This is a genomic window from Anaeromassilibacillus sp. An250, from assembly GCF_002159845.1.
Taxonomy (GTDB): domain Bacteria; phylum Bacillota; class Clostridia; order Oscillospirales; family Acutalibacteraceae; genus Anaeromassilibacillus; species Anaeromassilibacillus stercoravium.
On record NZ_NFJK01000033.1, the window covers coordinates 1 to 16,901 of the forward strand.

The window sequence follows — 16,901 nt, forward strand, 5'->3', positions numbered from 1 at the left end:
TCGTAACTGTGCAATGCTTGACCGCGTTCTGGCCCGGCAGGGTGGTGTAAACGCCCGTGCTCTGGCCCGGCGTGCCGGTTGCATAGACTCTGTAATAGTAGTCGTTGCCGATCTTCGCCACGAACTGCGTCTTCAGCACTTCGCCATTGCCGACCGTGAAGCTCGGCGTCATGGCGTTGCCGTTGACTACCGTCATCTTGAAGCAGTATGCGCTGCCTCTCTTCAGATTGAAGTTGACCGTCGTGTCGGAAACCACATACGCCTTCTGGCTGGTCACGCCCTGCGCTGCGGATACAACCCCCGCTGCGCCATATGCGTTGCCAACATTGGCAGACGTGCTGCCCTTGCCGCTGTTGCCCGTGCCCGGCTTCTCCGCCTTGACCAGGTTATTCGCGGCAGCTTCCAGGTTGGTATATGCCTTTGCGACCGCCTGCTCGTCTGCATTTGCATCCGCGGCAACCGTCTTCGCAACGCTCAATGCCGCCTTAAAGGCTGCCACGCTGCGGTCGGTGTAGCCGTCCAGATCCTTCTGCTCCATCTCCGCGATCAGCTTGTTCAGCTCATCCTTGTTCGGGATCTTGCGCAGGGCTGCCATTGCATTGGACAGCTCCACTGCCTTTGCATCCACATCGGCCTGCGCTGCGTCTGCATTCAGAAGCAGTTCTTTCGCCTCTGCCAGCACCTTCTCGAAGGCCGCCATGGCTTCGTCGTCGATGTAGAGGTTCAGGTCAAGGCTGTTCGCCTTGTCCACCGTGTTCTGGAGGATGGACATATCCGCACGCATTTCCAGCTTGTCGATCGCTGCCTGCAAGTTGTCATATGCCTCGTCTACGTCCGCCTTCAGGGCGTCTTCCTCTGCATACACGTCCTTCGCCGCGTCGAGCGCTTCCTCGAAGCCCTCGGTCGTGCCCGGCTTGAACTGATCCAGCATGTCTTTCAGCTGCTCTGCAATGTTGATCAGCGGCAGCAGGGTTTCCTTATCGCCCGCTTCGAATTCCAACAGGTGCATTGCATCCAGCAGGTCGCTCCAAGCCTCTTTGACTTCTTCTTCGGTTGCGGCTGCATCTTCATAGACTTCCTGTGCCTTTGCCAGGGCATTCTCGAAGAATTCCTTAGCAGACGGCACCAGGCTGTCGATCACGTCCTGCGGCACAGCGTTGGCCTCTTCCAATACGATACCCAAGATGCTCTTATCCACGCTTGTGAACGTGAAGCGCAGGGTCGTGCTCTCGCCCGGCATCGTGAAGGTGTACGTGCAGCCGTCCGCTGCAAACTCGATGTCCTCGCCGTTGAGCTGCGCTCCGGAGAACGCGCCGTCCGTCGGGGTGAAGGTGAAGGTCAGCTCTTCGCCCGGCTGTACCTTCGCGCCATAGATCGCATCTGTGGAGATGATTTCCTCCGCATTGCCCTCGACGCTCATGGATGCGTTGCCGCTCCACTGTACCGTCAGCAGCTGCGGTTCCTTCGGCAGTTCCGTCACATGTACGGATGCGCCTTCTGCGGTATACGGGACCTCTTCGCCGTTCCAATCGCTCAGCACGATGTCTTTCAAGCCAAACGTGTAATCGCCTTCCGCCATATCTGCGGATGTGGTAAACTTCGCCGTGAACAGGCTGTCCAGGTCCGCCGGCAGGCCCGCTTCGAGATCCCCAGAGATGTATCCAAAGTTTACTTCCAATACATCGTCATGGATGCTATAGGACATCTCGTCCTTGATCGCCTCGTTCGGCGTAACCTCTGTGCAGGTCATGCCTTCCGGATACGTCATGATCATCTGCAAGCCTGCCACTGGGCTTTCCAGCGTATCCAGGCCGCCGATCGTGCCCTTCACTTCAAACTCGCTGCCCGCTGCAACCGTCTCCGGTGCTTCCAGGCCAAGATCCACGTTTGCCTCCTGCTCAGGCCCATTCAAGGTTGCGGCCACAAAGGAGATGTTGCCGCCGTTCTGTGCAATCAGTTCATAGCGCACATACAGCGTGCACTCAGTTTCCGCTTTCAGGTTGATGGTAACCGTGCGGTAGAAGTTGGTGTCCATGTTTTCGAATTCATAGACCTGGTTCTCCGTCACGCCGGAAGCGTCGTAAACCGTCAACCGGCCTGCGCCCTTCCATCCACCGATATAGAGCTTCAAGGTCTTTTCCTGCGGGCCTGCCTTCACCTGCAAGGTAAAGTCGCTGCCCAGCTTGCTCTGCTGCAAACCGGTGATCAGATCGGTTGCTTCCTTATCCGGGGAGCCGTCCGTCCAGCTGAATGCTGTCGGATGATCGTCAAAGTCGATGAGGTCAGCAGAATTTGTCAGAACCAGCTGCTTTTCCTCGACTGCTTTGCGGTTGATGATAGAGGTCGATGCCTGGCCAAGGTGGATCCAGTCCAGGTTGCCCTCTTCGGTCAGGTTTACTTTCGCCGGATACTCAGGCGTCACTTCAACCGTGCGTTCCACTGCCTTATTGTCCTCTTCGCCGGGTTCTGCGTTCGGGTCGCGGAGCGCTGCCGCTGCGAAGGTGATATTTCCGTCCTGGGTTCCATCAGCCGTCTTTGTGTAACGAACCACCAGATCCGTGCCGGTATCCGAGGTCATGTCGATGGTAACCATGCGGTAATAAGACTGATTGTCATCGCCAAATTCGTCTGTCCATACGGTTGTATCCGCGGATTTATCGAAGACTTCCAGTTTCGCCTGGCTCTTCCATCCGCCGATGAATAGGATCAACTGTTTCGGCTGCTCGGTCGCCTGCACGGTAAATTGGAAGCTGGCCCCGGTATCAAAGATAACCGAACCATTGCGGGTTGCTTCTACATTCTGGATCGGCAGGCCGTCCGAATAGCTGAAGGTTGTGCAATAGTCGGTAAAGCCGGCTAAACTGCGGGCATACTGCTTGAGGAAGGTGATCTGCGGGGTGGTGGTATCCTTCCGCACGGTCTCTCTGTAATCGTTGACGTTCGGCTGTACCCAATCCAGGTTGCCCAGGGAAGTCAGATCCACAACATACGGCATTTCGTCGCTGACGTCGATGGTGCGCTTCACGGGCTGCTTATAGCCTTCGTAAGTCTGCGGCTCGTCGTAGTCGAGGTCCGGGACTTCCGGGTCAACCGGGTTTTCGAAGGTAGCAACCAGCTGCATCGCCTCATAGACGTTGCCGGAGACTTCGACTTCGTAAACCACGCCGTCCGCTGCGCCGCCTTCCACTTCCATCGGCATTGCGTCGGTATCCTGCTCCACCTTCGTGAAGGAGAGATCGTCTGTGCCGTTGCTCACGCTCTGCAGCTCGCCCCAGCCCTCCGGCTGATGGATGCGCACGGTCCAGCTGCGGTCGTTGAAGCACCGGTCGCCGTCAAAGGTTCCGTTTGCCGCACCGATGACGATGAAAACCTTGCCGTCCACAAACTTCGTGGAGAGCTCGGTGGTGCGGAACTTGCCTTCCTGATAATCGTTGGAAATGGTGTCGTCCTCATAGAGGGTCGTGGTATCGCTCTGACGGGTGGACGGATAAACGTCCAGCGTCATATGGCTCCAATCCTTCTCCTTCGTGGTCATCATCTCGTCGGCCAGCGGGATAACGGAGCCCTTGCGGATGTACATCGGGGTCTCGCTGATGGGGGCCTCTACTTCGATGCTGCGCGGGCCATAGATGGTCTCGCCGGAGAATGCGTCAATCCATTCGCCTTCCGGGATCCACACGGTGCGCGTGCAAGTATCCTCTACCTTTTCGCCCTGCGGGATGTACTGCATCTTGCAGACAGCCTCGTTCTCTCCGTCATAGTACTCGAAGCGCAGGTCATACGTTTTGCCGGCCTTCAAGATGCCCTCGGACGCCAGCGCAGTGGGCCCCTGATCTTTCCAGGAATCGACAAACATCTCGTCGTTGATAAAGATACGGGCGCCGTCGTCACTGTAGGTCTGGAGCTGGACGTCCTGGTCGCCGATGGTGATCTTGCCAGTGAAGCGGATGCTGAAATCGCCGTCGTTCACGCCGAACGCCGGGGAATCCTTGCCCCAGTCGAAGTTGATGTTGTCAACCGTCTTGACTGCAACCGGCTCGCCTTCCAGATTTTTGTTGTTGAAGAACTCTGCCTTCAAACCCTGCTCCCCGTCCGGGGTCTTCAGCCATGCTGCGGGAACCGCTGGATCGCCGCCCTCGGTATCGGTGATGGTGGGCGCAATCAGGATATCCTCGCCGAGCAGGTACTGGTCATTTCTGGCAGCGCTCTCATACTTGGGATATTCGAAGTCCAGTCTTCTGACCAACGGCATACCGGTCTCATAGTTCTCATGGGACAGGTTGTAGTAGGTCGGAAGCAGGCGATAGCGCAGGTTGACATAATCGCGGATAATGTTCAACGCATCCTCGCCCTTCAGCCAAGGCATACGGCCCTCGTCCGCGGAACCAACCCAAGTGCAGTGCGGGCGGTAGATCGGGGACAGCGTGCCATACTGCATCCATTTGACGTACTCATCCGCCGTCATGTTGTCGGTATTGGTCATATGGCTACCGATATCGGAGGAAATGTACGGCAGGCCGGCGATTGCACCGTACTGTACGGTGAATTCCAGCTCATCCTGCAATGTCTCCTGGTGGCCGACGGTGTCGCCGGTCCAGGTGATGCCGTAGCGGTGCTGCGCAACATCCGGCGCGCCGATGTCGGCGCCGTTGGAGCTGCCGTCGACGTTGCTCATCATGAACAAACGCTCGTCCGGATACACAGCCTTCTGTGCATACGAATAGATGGAGGCACCGATCGCCTCATGGGTGAAGCCCTCCGGCGCTTTGATGGTCGTGGACCAGTTGCGGTCGTACCACCAGCCCTCAAGTCCCAGATCCAAAATGTGGGTCAGGTTATCAAAGCGGAACTTCACTTCATCCGAATCGATGGCGATGCGTTCCTCGCCTGTCCCATCGTCCCTGGTCGGCTCCGGATGGTCGTTGAACATGACGTTGACGCCCATGTCGTTTGCATCCTGGAGGAAGCCTACCATATCCGGGAACAGATCGGTGTTGATCTCATAACCGGTGCCGCTGGTTCCGATGCTCTTGCGCCAGTCGGTATCGATGACGAGATTGTCCAGCGGGACCTGATAGGTCACGTGATAATCCTTGATCTGCTGCAACGCCTGTTCCTGGGTGTTTGCATAATAGCGGCTGTCCCATGCGCCAAGGGCCGAAAGCGGAAGCATCTCGGTCTGGCCGGTCAGCTTGTTAAAGTCCTTGCGGAGCTGTACGCCGTCGCCCTGCGGCAGGAAGACGTACATATCCGGGGCGTCGTTGTTTGTATCAAAGCCGTTGGTGTCCACGTTTTCCGTGTTTTCCGCCGGCTGCGGTGTAAAGCCCCACTCCGGCACGGTCATACGCGGGGTATCGCTCATCTCCCAGGCATACACTTCCTCGCCTGGATCGGGCAAATAGACCTTGCTGCCCGGCATGCCCTTATATTTCCACAGGAGGTTGCCCTCTTTGTCGGAAATGGTGATGCCGGTGATGTCCTGCGCATCCGCGGGAACAGTGATGTCAAACGCGCTGGTGCTCAGGATGACGCTGCCGCCCACATCTTCGCGGGTAACTCCCGTCCCTTCCCAATTGTCACGGTTGGCAATATGGAAGGTTTCGCGGTCCTCAAACCCTTCCGGCCCCTGTTCTTCCAGACGCACAACCGTCGGGGACAGGACCTGAACGCGCACTCTGCCGATGATTTCTGATGTATACCCATTCTCGTTCACCTGAGCAGCAACCGCGACATTCTCATCCGCTGCGGATGCAAACGTCATCGGTGCGCCGCCGGACAAAACGATGGATGCGCACAGCACCAGGCTTAAGATCCGGTTCTTTTTCCTTTTCATACCTTGTTTCTCTCCCTTTTGGACAATCTTTGGATGGTCGTTAAAACATCCAAACGGTTCATCCGGTGAAACAGGAGTCCCATTTCACCGTTTTTTGTGGGCGGCAACCGCCGCCCTGCCCCAAATGAGTGGGACAAAGCTCTCTTTCATGGCGGCAGCGTAACCTGTGCGCTTCAGCCGTTATCCCCTCCTTTCCGGAATCAGAAGGAGCACTATTGTGAATCCACTTTGCTACAGTCGAAAAAGTCTGCACATCCAGCTGATCCGCAATAGAATATCCACAATATTTCCCTCAAATTATGCGTAATTTCAGATACATGTTTATGATATCTTAAATGGAAATCCTTGTCAATGGAATAAATTGTGGTGTCCTAAACTATATTGCGATTTTATTTTAAACGAGCAAAATTTGACCACACAGTTACAGTAGAAGGATTTCTTGCTCTGGCCTTTCTGGGCTGCCATTGTGCCACAAAAAGCCGCCCGGCAGTTTTGCAGGGCGGCTTTTTGATCTATTTTATTTGGATCAGGAAATCCACACATCCATTTGCTCTGCGTCAATTGTCCATGTGTCCCCATCCCGCTTTAGGGTTCCATTGTTCGTCCCAACAGCGCCCAAAGAGCTGCGGTACTTGCTGGCAGAAAAGGCGGCACGGTCTTCCCCTTCCATTGATAAGGACATCGTGAGAAGGATTCCATTCTGGAAACCGTCTTCATCCAGGAGTCCCTCGTCCTCCAATTGCTCCGCTGTGGCTTCCCGGGCAGGATAACCGCTTTGCTCTTCTATATACTGGAGCAAATCTTCTTTTCCATCCTCTGAGAGATCGAACGCCGTCATATCCACCGCGATCAAAGCAATATCGCTGTTCAAGGCGCTGTCCAGCGGATAGATCCAGTCAAAGACCGCTTTGCCCGCTGCCAAGGCCATTTGGTCTTCCTCGGAACGTTCGGCCTCTTGAGGGGGATTTTCCGCTTCGGATGCATCCCCCTCTAGGATCTCCGATCCGTTGCTGGAAGGGGCCGGCTGCGAGGAAGCGGCAAAGCCCCCTGCCGGCGGTTCCGCACGGCATGCAGCGAGGGCCGCTGCACACAACGCTGCACAAAATAGCGCTGCCGCTTTCTTTGCCATCGCCCGTCCCTCCTTTTGCCTTTCCACCCTTCCGCCTTCTGGCACGCGGATTATTCCGCTGTCGGATTCTGCACCGTGCCGATAAACAGCGGCAGGTTGGTTTCGGTATCCACAATCGCGCAGACAAACGGCTGGTCAAACCAGAGCTCCACCGGCTCGCCGACCGGCATGGACATGCGTGCAATCATCTCGACCGCCGTTGCGGCGCCGGCTTTTGCGCCCGCTTCGTCGACTTCGATAAACGCCTTATGCAGCACTTCATTGACCGAGATGTTGCGGTTCTGGTACGTGCCGAGTTCGGTAAAGTCCGCCTTCTGCACGTCGAACGCATCGGTCAGGCCCATCTGCTTGAGCGGCTCTGCGAGTTTTTTCTCATATTCAAACTTGAATTTGGGCAGATGGCTGTTCGCCTCTTCCACCCCGGCGGACTGCATCAGGGAGAGCCACTTTTCGCCGGTCAAAGACTTGACATACTGCTCCACATTCTGTCCCGCCGGGGGCAGCACTGCGGCCAACGCCAAGCGGCCGTCTCTGAAATATTTCAGCATGCCCTGTGCGCCGCCGTCCTTCAAATAGGTCTCCTTGGAGGTCATAAAGGTAGCGTTTTGGTCGCCGCCCGCCGCATGGAAGGTCCCCTGCTCCACCTGGCTCTCGTCATAGGGGACCATCCAGTTTGCTTCAAACAGGACGGTATTGATCAAATACATGATGGCGTCCTGGTCCATTTCATCCAGGATCGCGGGGATCTTTCCCTCGGTATTGTCGCTCACCCATCCGTTGATCCGGTCCAATGTCCCCGGCTCCTTGAAATCCTGCTGGAAAATGCCCGCGCCATAGTATTGGGCGTTCGTATTGAGGAAGGATTGGTTCACGGTCAGCTCTTTTGCTGTATCAAACCAGATGGAATCTGCAATGCGCAGCTTGCGGTCCTCATTGGAGCGCAGGCCATAGAGGAGCTTCGCATTGTTGCGGTTGATCTCCTCCAGGCTGACCTTGCCGCCCCCCAGTACGGATTCGAACTGATCGAGCGTGTTTTCCTCCGCGCCGTTGGCGGTCATTCCCAACGCCAGGTAAACCGAGAGCGGGGAAATCACGCTGTTTTTCTGGGAATCCATGCTGTTCTGGAAGAGCTTGATGGAGAAATCTGCGGCGGCAGAAGCGTAGTTTTGCTCCTGCTGCTCCTCGCTGATCAGCGTAGGTTCGTTCACAGACGCAACCGGCTCTGTATCTGCTGACGCGCCCAGCGCCGGCATACTCATCAACAGGGCGCATACCAGCGCCATCGCGGTGATTTTCTTGAATCGTTTCATTGTTGTTTCCTCCGTTTATTCATTTATATTGGGATCTTTGTCTGCATTTTCCTCCGGTTCATCGGAATGGGTTTCGGGCAGTTGCCCTTTCTCTTTTTTGCGGGAACGCTTCCAAAGCCGCACAATGAGGAGCACGGCCAGGCATACAGCTGCCAGGAGAATCCAGACCGGCAGGCCGCCCACCACAAAAACTAGGACGGCCTCCCCGAATTGGCCCAGGCCCGCCATGGTGGAATGGAACTGCGCGGCGATCCGTTCCCCCAATGTGACAGGCGCCTGGGTGACTTCGGTTTCCCTGGTGACCTCCCGTAGGTCGATGGTGACGGTCATATATTCGATTAAAGAGTCATAATTGCGCAGGGTGCCTGTCAGCTTTTCAATCTCATAGGTCACATCGGAAAGCGCTTGTTCCAACTGCACAATATCCTCCAGGGAACCAGATTGTTCCAACAGCGCCAGGAGCCGTTCTTCCTGGGTGCGCAGGCTTTTGAGGCGGGCTTCAATGTCGTAATACTCGTCGGTGACATTCTGCACGCTGGAATCTGTCCGCAGGACATTCCCGAGCTCCGCGGTGCGCTCCTTGAGCTGGGCCGCCTTTTCCTGGGGAATCCGCAGGATGTAGTGCGCAAAGCGCAGGCTCTGCCCGGAAAGGCCCTCGACGCTGGACTCCTGCACATAGCCTCCTAAGCTCTCATACAAGCTTTGGATTTGTTCAACCGAGTCGTCAAACTGTAAGGTCTCAATCTCATAGTATAAGTTTTCAATCAGTTTTTCGCCGTCCGTGGGCCGCGCCGCCGTATCCAAGCCTCCTGCGCCCGCATCCGTCTCCACGGCGCTTTCCTCATTTGCCGCTTGCGGCATCGCGCCGCCCACCGTATCCATCGCGCCGTATTCCGCAGAGGGGGATTCAGCGGCTGCTGTCGCGTCCGTCCCATTGCTCTGCCCGCTGCACGCGGTCAGCCATCCGCTGCAAAGCATGGCCAACCCGATTGCCAGCGCAATCCCTTTTTGCTTCATCTGTTTCAATCAAATCCCTCCTATCCTTTCTGTATCCGCCCCCTTTGTTCTGTCATACTCAATACACGGCGGCTTCCTGAAATTTTTCAAGAAAATGGTTACAAATGGATGACAAATGGAATCCAAACAAGAGGCGTGCCGTTCTAAAAAATACAGGGCTGGAACAGTCGGATTGCCGTCCCAGCCCCGTATTTCACAAACAGTCCTTGTAAGCGGATTGGTTTGCTCCCCCCCGGCGGCCCATCTGGAAGCATCGGGCCGCCCCGCCGGACAAGGCAAACATCTTTTCCCCTCCGGAAGATTTTTGGGGTACTTATAAAGGATAAATCTTTTTCTTCCTTTTGTCTTTTCATTATTTTAACGGGATTTTGGAATGTTTTATCCAAAAACCGGCGTACCCCTGAGGCAAAGCGCCCGCCGGATTGTATCCCGCAGATATTTTTGCCAGCGCCTGCCCCTTTGCTTCCTCACAAAACCCGAGCGGTTTGATTCACAAATTTTATAGGAAAAGCATGCTACCAAAGCCTTTTTCAGTATGTTATACTGGATATAAAGCAAATTGTGCCATTTTTTTGAACCTTTTAGGAAGGGAAACAAGGATATTATTCGAGCAAAGAAAAGGTAGAGGAAGGAGGAACAAGTACAATTTATGTCGGTATTTTCGCAAAAATTACAAGCCTTGATCCAGCCAAGGATCGACAAGGGACAGCTCACCATCTACGGTTTGGCACGGAACAGCAAAATCGACCGGTCCAGCCTCTACAAATTCATCAACGGGGAACGGCTGCCCGCCAGCACCGAGATCCTGAGCCGCCTTGTGGACGCACTCCGGCTAAGCCCCACGCAAGCCTTCGAACTGAGGGCTGCTTACGATATTTCACGCATGGGGGAGGAGCGCTACCGACGCAGGCGCCACACGCTTGAATTTTTAAATTTTTTCAACCAATATGTGGGCACGCAACCTGCTGAAACGCTTCCTCCTCCGGAACCCCCGCCCCTTCCTTCCGGATGCTCAGAAGTCCGCACAGGGGTCCTTCCGGTCAACAACCTTGTCCAAGCGGTGGTGGGGGCGGAAACCGCACGGCCAAACGGGGAAATTTTGGTCATCGCACAGCCGGACTACGATTTCCTGATCCACACCCTCTCCGCATTGACTTTGGGGCGCGAATGCTCTGTGCAGCACATCCTTTGCCTGGAGAGTGAATCGCAAGAGGAGGATAACCACTACAACTTAGGCTGTCTGCGGGCTGTCGTGGAGCTGATGTTCTCCCTCAAATCCTATCAGCCTTACTACTATTATGACAACATCACCTCCCATTTTAAAAACAGCAATTCCCTCCCCTATCTGATTGTCACCAGCGAATGCGCCCTACAGCTTTCCTATAATCAAAAATACGCGGTATGCCTGCGCGGCGCGGAATATGTTGCCTTTTTCCGCAAGCTCTTTAACGACGCCCGGAAAAACGCCAATCTCATGCTCTCCACTCTGGATACGGTCACAGATAATATCCGCTTTTACCAAAACATTTTCCAAAAGTGCGCCGCACCGCACTGGGTCTGCTCCTGTAGCCCGCACATCCTCCAGTCGATGGATCGGGAACTGTTCGAAAAATACATCTATGATATTCCCGGCCGGGAAGAGATCATCCAAGCGTTTCTCGGTTACTGCGATAGGCAGAGGGCTTTTTTACAAGAAAAGCATGCCTATATCGGCTTTTTCACACGGGAAGGCATCGACTATTTCTGCCGTACCGGGCGTTTCCGGCAAACCCCCAGCTCCATCTACGCCCCTCTGGAGCCGCGCGACCGCTGGGAACTTCTCCGGCGCTTTTGCGAAGAACAGCCGCCCGCCTTCAAAAGCATCTTGCTGCGCAATAACCCAACACCCTTCCCGGCACATTTGGAAGTGATCGCATTTTGGGATGGCTCCATCGCTTTTTCCTATGAGCATACCCCCCATCAATTCCGGGTTATGCTTTTGTTTGAAAAATCTTTAACCTCCTGTTTCGAGGATTTCTTTACTTATCTGGAAAACAGCCGCCACGTTTTTAGCGTCTCCGAAACCAAAGCCTTCCTCCGGCAAAAGATGGAGGAGTTGGAGCGCATGTTTTGACCCATTCCAGCCGGGAAACAGAACCCTATCCGGCGGGCTGCATTATGCCAAAGCAAATTTTATCCCCCTCTCCGGGCCAGCACATCGCCCGGAGAGGGGGATTCTTCTCTTCCATTCGCTTTAATTTCAAAATATTTCTTTTATAATTCGAATTTGTAATAAAATATAAATATATCCTGTGTTTTAATAAATTAACAAAATGCTCTAAATATCAAGATATCTTCTTGAATATATTTAGAGATTTACTCTAAAAAACAGCGGGGGGGTCACCCGCCGAGAAGGAGAGAGGAGTTATCATGAAAGGAAAAAAGGCAAAAGCGCTTCTAGCCATGCTATTGGCTGTGCAGATGGCCGCTTCCGGCGCAACCGTCGCGTTTGCGCAGGGGGCCACGCTGGATGTTGCTCCGCAGCCCAGCCAAGTGCTGGTGGAAGAGCAGGAGGGCGTCGTCTACCTCAGCGACCTGCAATGGACGGACATGACAACCGCTTGGGGGGAACCCCAAAAGGACCAAGGCCTGGATGAAAACCCCATCCAATTCCGGGATGGCAACGGCGGCCATATCGTCTACGAAAAGGGCATCTGCATCCATGCGCCGTCCAGCTTGACCTATTCGATCGAAAACATGGGCGTCGAAGCGTTTGAAGCGGTCGTCGGCATCCACGACGGCGACAACAACGACAAGAAAGAAAAGAGCTCCTGCGAATTTGTGGTGGAGATCGACGGTGAAGAGGTCTACCGGAGCGACGTCCGCAAGATGGACAGCGGCCCCCTCCCCATCCATGTGGACATCCCTGCGGATGCGAAAACCCTGACCCTCATCACCACGGACGGCGGGGACGGCGACAAGCAGGGCGACCACAGCACTTGGGCGGACGCCAAGCTGCTGCTGGACGAATCCATTTTGCAGAACTTAAAGTCCATCTCGCTCCAGGCGGATAACCAGATGTTGCAGCCCGGCGAGCAGGTGCCGGTCTCTGTCAGCGGTACCCTGGTGAACGGGGACGCCGCCGTCTTTGCCCCTGGCGACCTGGTATTCACCAGCGACCATCCGGAGGTGGCATCCGTTTCAGCGGACGGCGTCGTAACAGCCAACGAAAACGGCGTGGCGCAGATCACCTGCGAAGCGACCCTGGACGGGATCACCCGCAGCGCATCGCTGGAATTCATCGTGGGCGACGAAGTGGAAGGTCGCGTCTGGACGCTTCCCTCCCCCAACGGCTCCATTGAGGCCGTCCTGCGGCTGAGCTCTGAGGGCAGCCTGTCCTACATCGCCATGCAGGAGGGCAAAACCGTCCTCGATTGGGCGGCCCTCGGCATGGAAACCAGCGTGGCGGATTTCTCCGAGGGACTGGAATACAGCGGCGTTTCGGAGATCAAGCAGATCGACGAAACCTACACCGTCCCCTCCCGCAAAAAGGCAGAATACGTCAACCGTGCGCAGGAGCGCACCATTTCCTTTACCAAGGACGGCGTCCCGTTTGACGTGACGGTCCGCTCCTATGACGACGGCATCGCCGTCCGTTATGCGATCCATTCGGACGAAGATTTTGAGATTACCGCGGAAAATACCGCGTTCCAGGTCCCGCAGGGTTCCACCCTCTGGCATATGCCCTACGGCAGCGGCGGATTCTCCTATGAGGGTTCCTTCTCCGAAAACCCGGTAGAGAGCGTCACTGGCAACCAGTCCATCCCCCTGCTCGTCAAGACCCCGGACGACATCTTTGCCCTGATTACCGAGGCGGACCTCAGCGGCGGCTATTCCGGCTCCATGGTGAAGGCGGACGGCACGGGCCTGTTGCAGGTTGTCCCGTCCCTGGAACAGGGGTCGAATCCGATCAACGCGGAGGCTTCGTTTGTCTCCCCATGGCGCACGGCAATCATCGGCGGGCTGGACGACATTGTAGAGAACACCATGGTCGAAAACCTCAGCCCGGACCCCGACCCGGAGGTGCAGGACGACTATTCCTGGGTGGAGCCCGGCGTTTCCTCCTGGACCTGGTTGGTCGGCGGCTTTAACATGCAGAGCAACACGACGGAAACCAAGCGCTACATCGACTTTGCCGCAGAGATGGGCTGGGACTACTTTATTATGGACCGCGGCTGGCAGCCGGAAGCCCCGAACCCGGATGGCCAGCGCTATGCCTACGAGGGCTATTTTGATTGGTACGACGAGATCCAGGCGTATGCGGATGAAAAGGGCGTCGGCTTGATCGCCTGGGTCATCTGCGACGATTTGAACACGCCGGAGAAGCGCGCGGAGCGCCTGCCGGAGTGGGCGGCAAAGGGCATCAAGGGCATCAAGGTCGACTTCTTCGACAGCGAGGCGCAGGACCGGATGCAGCTCTATGAGGATATCTACAAGGACTGCGCGAAATACGGCCTGATCGTCAACGCCCACGGCGCGAATAAGCCCAGCGGTGAGGTCCGCACCTATCCGAACGTGCTCACGCGTGAAGCCATCCGCGGCGAAGAGCACTCCCTCACGCCATTCCAGTATTCCGTGATCCCGTTCACCCGCGCAGCCATCGGCCCGGCGGACGTCACCGAACAGATCTATCCTCGTGGAAGCAACCAGACGACGACGGGCTTCCAGCTGGCCTTGTCCGTGCTCGTGCAGAGCGGCATGCACTGCCTAGCCAGCAGCATTGAAGACTACCGCAGCAGCCCGGCGTACTCCTTCTATCAGAATATGCCGGTCGTCTGGGACGACACCAAGCTGATCGACGGCTATCCGGGCGACTTCACCACCATGGTGCGCCGTGACGGGGAGGACTGGTACGGCGCCTGCGTCTCCGTGGATGCACGTGATGCGGAATTCCCCCTGGATTTCCTGGGCGACGGCACGTATTATGCCCTGATCTATCGCGACGGCACCGGCGATAAAAACAGCATGGCCTTTGAGGCGAGGACCGTCACCAAGGAAGATACGCTTTCCATCCCGGTCAAGGCCGGCGGCGGCTGTGCTGTGAAGATCCTGCGCGAAAAGCCCACTTCCCTGGAATCCATTGTGCTGGACCGTACGGAACTCTCTCTGGAAGAGGGACAGTCGGATACGCTGCAAGCCACCCTGCTGCCGGAAGACGCCCTGGTCAAAGATCTGGTCTGGTCCTCCAGCGATGAATCGGTTGCAACGGTCTCCGGCGGAAAGGTAACCGCCGTGAAGCCGGGCACCGCAGTCATCACCGCATCCTCCGCACTGGATCCCGAGGTCAAAGCGGAGTGCACGGTGACGGTCACGGCCAAACCGTTTATCCTCAATGAGGACTTTTGGAGCATCGTGCGCGAAGACCCGGCGAACATCCGGTTGAACGGGGAAAATTCCGTCACCATCACCTCCCAGAGAAGCGATGTTGGTAAACCGGACGGGGACTCCATGGCCATTAAGAACATGGTGGTAAGCGTCCCGCAGGATGAAAACTTTACTGTAACGGTCAAGGTCACTGGAGACCTCTATGCTTCCTTCCAGACCGCTGGGCTCGTGGCCTTCACCGATGAGAAACACCTGATGGGCGCTATGCGCCGCTATCACGAGCGCCTCGGCGGAAACATCTTCGAATGCATGCGCTATGAGGGCAGCTATGATGAATCCACACTCCCCGACGAGCAGAAGGACGTTCCCGCATGGCTCAAGCTGGAGAAAAACGGTACCACCTTTACCGCCTATTACAGCTATGACAATGCAATCTGGGTAAAAATTGACGAGAAGACCTGCAATTCCGTCGGCAATGCCGCGACAGAGGATATCAAAATCGGCGTGATCGCGCTCAACGGCGGCCAAACGGTCAACACCGACATCACCTTCGAGGACTTCACGTATCAAGCAGAGGGCGCAGAGCAGGCGACCGTCCTGCCGTTTGCGGTTGCAAATCCCGAAGCAGAGCCGCAGGAGCAGAACCTGACAGCAACCTATAACAACAAGGACGTCACCTTGACGGTGGACGGCGAACCGCAAAAGATCGCGGACCTGCTCGGCAAGTTCGAAATGAAGGACGTCGCAGACGGCACGGAAGTCGAATTGACCTTTGTGCCGCGCGTGGCGGGCAAGAACTTCCGCTCCGTGACCATCAACGGCGGCGAACCGCAGCTCATCAGCGGCGATTCCTACACCTACACGGCGATGGTCGAAAACGGCTCCATTGCTCTGGACTTCGTCTTCGAAGTGACGGACAAGCGCATCCTGGAAGAGACTTACAACTACGCGAAGACCTATGTGGACGACGGCACGGTCGATTCGCTGGTCACGGCGGCGAAGGAAGCCTTCATGGAGGCTTACAACACGGCGGCAGCGGTATTGGCCGACGACGCGGCAACCCAGGCGCAGATCGATGCAGCCTGGAGCGGCCTGCTGAATGTCATCCACTACCTGGACTTCCAGGCGGGCGACGCGAGCGCGCTGGAAGAGCTGTATAACCTGCTGAGCGGCCTGGTGGAGGACGACTTTACGAGCGACAGCTGGGCGGCATTTGCAGACGCAATGGCGCAGGCAGCAGAAGTGATTGCAGACGGCGAGCCGCTGGAAGCGGATGTCACGAAGGCATACGACGGCCTGCTGAACGCAGCGGAGGGCCTGGTGCGTGCCTCCGATCGGAACAGCCTGAACGACTTGATCGAGAAGGCGGAAGCAGTTGCGGCGGAGATCGCAGAGGGCAAGTATCTGCCGGACGGCCAGGAAGCTTTCCAGGCGGCGCTCGATGCAGCAAAGGCGCTGACGAAGGACGACGCGCAGGCGACCATCGACGCGGCGGCGCAGACGCTGACCGAGGCCATGGCAGCGCTCCGCAAGAAGGCGGACAAGACCGAGCTGGAAGCTCTGCTGAACGAGCTCGAAGCACTGGATGCTTCCGACTACACAGCGACGAGCTATGCAGCGGTTGCAGCTTCGATTGCGAACCTGAAGACCCTGCTGGCGGACGAGACCCTCGACGCAGAAGAGGGCCAGGTTGTTGTGGATAACGCGGTCGCACAGGCGCGCGCGGCAAAGGCCAACTTGGTCGAAGTGGGCAACGGCGGTTCGAACGCCGGCAGCTCCAGCGGCAGCACGTCCGCGAACATTGGCAATGCGTACGGCGCAGCGGGCGTTGTCTCCGCAGGCCAGAGCGTGGCGGCGAACGCCTATGTGGTTTCCGACACGACGGTCAACTTCACGCTGAAGCACGGCCAGGCGTATTGCTTCAAGATGACGGTGGTCAACGGCAACGCTATGACGCCGAGCTTCACGGTCGGCAACGGCGATGTGCTCAAGACGCAGTTCGTGGCGAAGATCGGCAACGACTACTACTACAGAGTCTATGCCATCGGCACGCCGGGCCAGAGCACGGGTGTTTACACGACCCTGCCGGGCCAGAACGCTACGAAGCATTGTGCTGTAACCATTGGCTAATCGAAAATAAAAAGGAAGACTTCTTCCCGATAAACTGCAAGGACCCAGCCCCGGGAGATTTCCTAGGGCTGGGTCCTTCTGTGTTTTTCGCTGCTGTTTTCCGGATGTCGTGTGGGAA

General features: G+C 56.4%; 6 protein-coding genes. 2 read left to right on the forward strand and 4 right to left on the reverse strand.

Annotated features, from left to right (window positions below):
• From B5F54_RS16560 to B5F54_RS16575, 4 genes are all read right to left on the reverse strand, one after another.
• On the reverse strand, window positions 1–5,833 hold a 5,833-nt coding region (locus B5F54_RS16560), incomplete at its 3' end, for a TIM-barrel domain-containing protein (protein ID WP_140400411.1).
• A gap of 526 nt (window positions 5,834–6,359) precedes the next feature.
• On the reverse strand, window positions 6,360–6,962 hold the full coding sequence (locus B5F54_RS16565) for a hypothetical protein (RefSeq protein WP_087235263.1): 603 nt from the start codon (window positions 6,960–6,962) through the stop codon (window positions 6,360–6,362).
• 50 nt (window positions 6,963–7,012) lie between these two features.
• Window positions 7,013–8,272: a serpin family protein gene (locus B5F54_RS16570; protein ID WP_087235264.1), complete on the reverse strand. Its 1,260-nt coding sequence runs from the start codon at window positions 8,270–8,272 to the stop codon at window positions 7,013–7,015.
• A 15-nt stretch (window positions 8,273–8,287) separates the two neighbouring features.
• Window positions 8,288–9,289, reverse strand: a complete 1,002-nt coding sequence (locus B5F54_RS16575; protein ID WP_237967218.1) for a DUF4349 domain-containing protein — start codon at window positions 9,287–9,289, stop codon at window positions 8,288–8,290.
• Window positions 9,290–9,938: 649 nt separating this feature from the next.
• Between B5F54_RS16575 and B5F54_RS16580 the strand changes: the two genes are divergently transcribed.
• On the forward strand, window positions 9,939–11,402 hold the full coding sequence (locus B5F54_RS16580) for a helix-turn-helix domain-containing protein (protein ID WP_087235266.1): 1,464 nt from the start codon (window positions 9,939–9,941) through the stop codon (window positions 11,400–11,402).
• Between the two features lie 296 nt (window positions 11,403–11,698).
• A complete protein-coding gene (locus tag B5F54_RS16585; RefSeq protein ID WP_087235267.1) occupies window positions 11,699–16,783 on the forward strand; it encodes a glycoside hydrolase family 97 catalytic domain-containing protein in 5,085 nt (1,694 codons plus the stop codon).
• Window positions 16,784–16,901 lie beyond the last annotated feature (118 nt).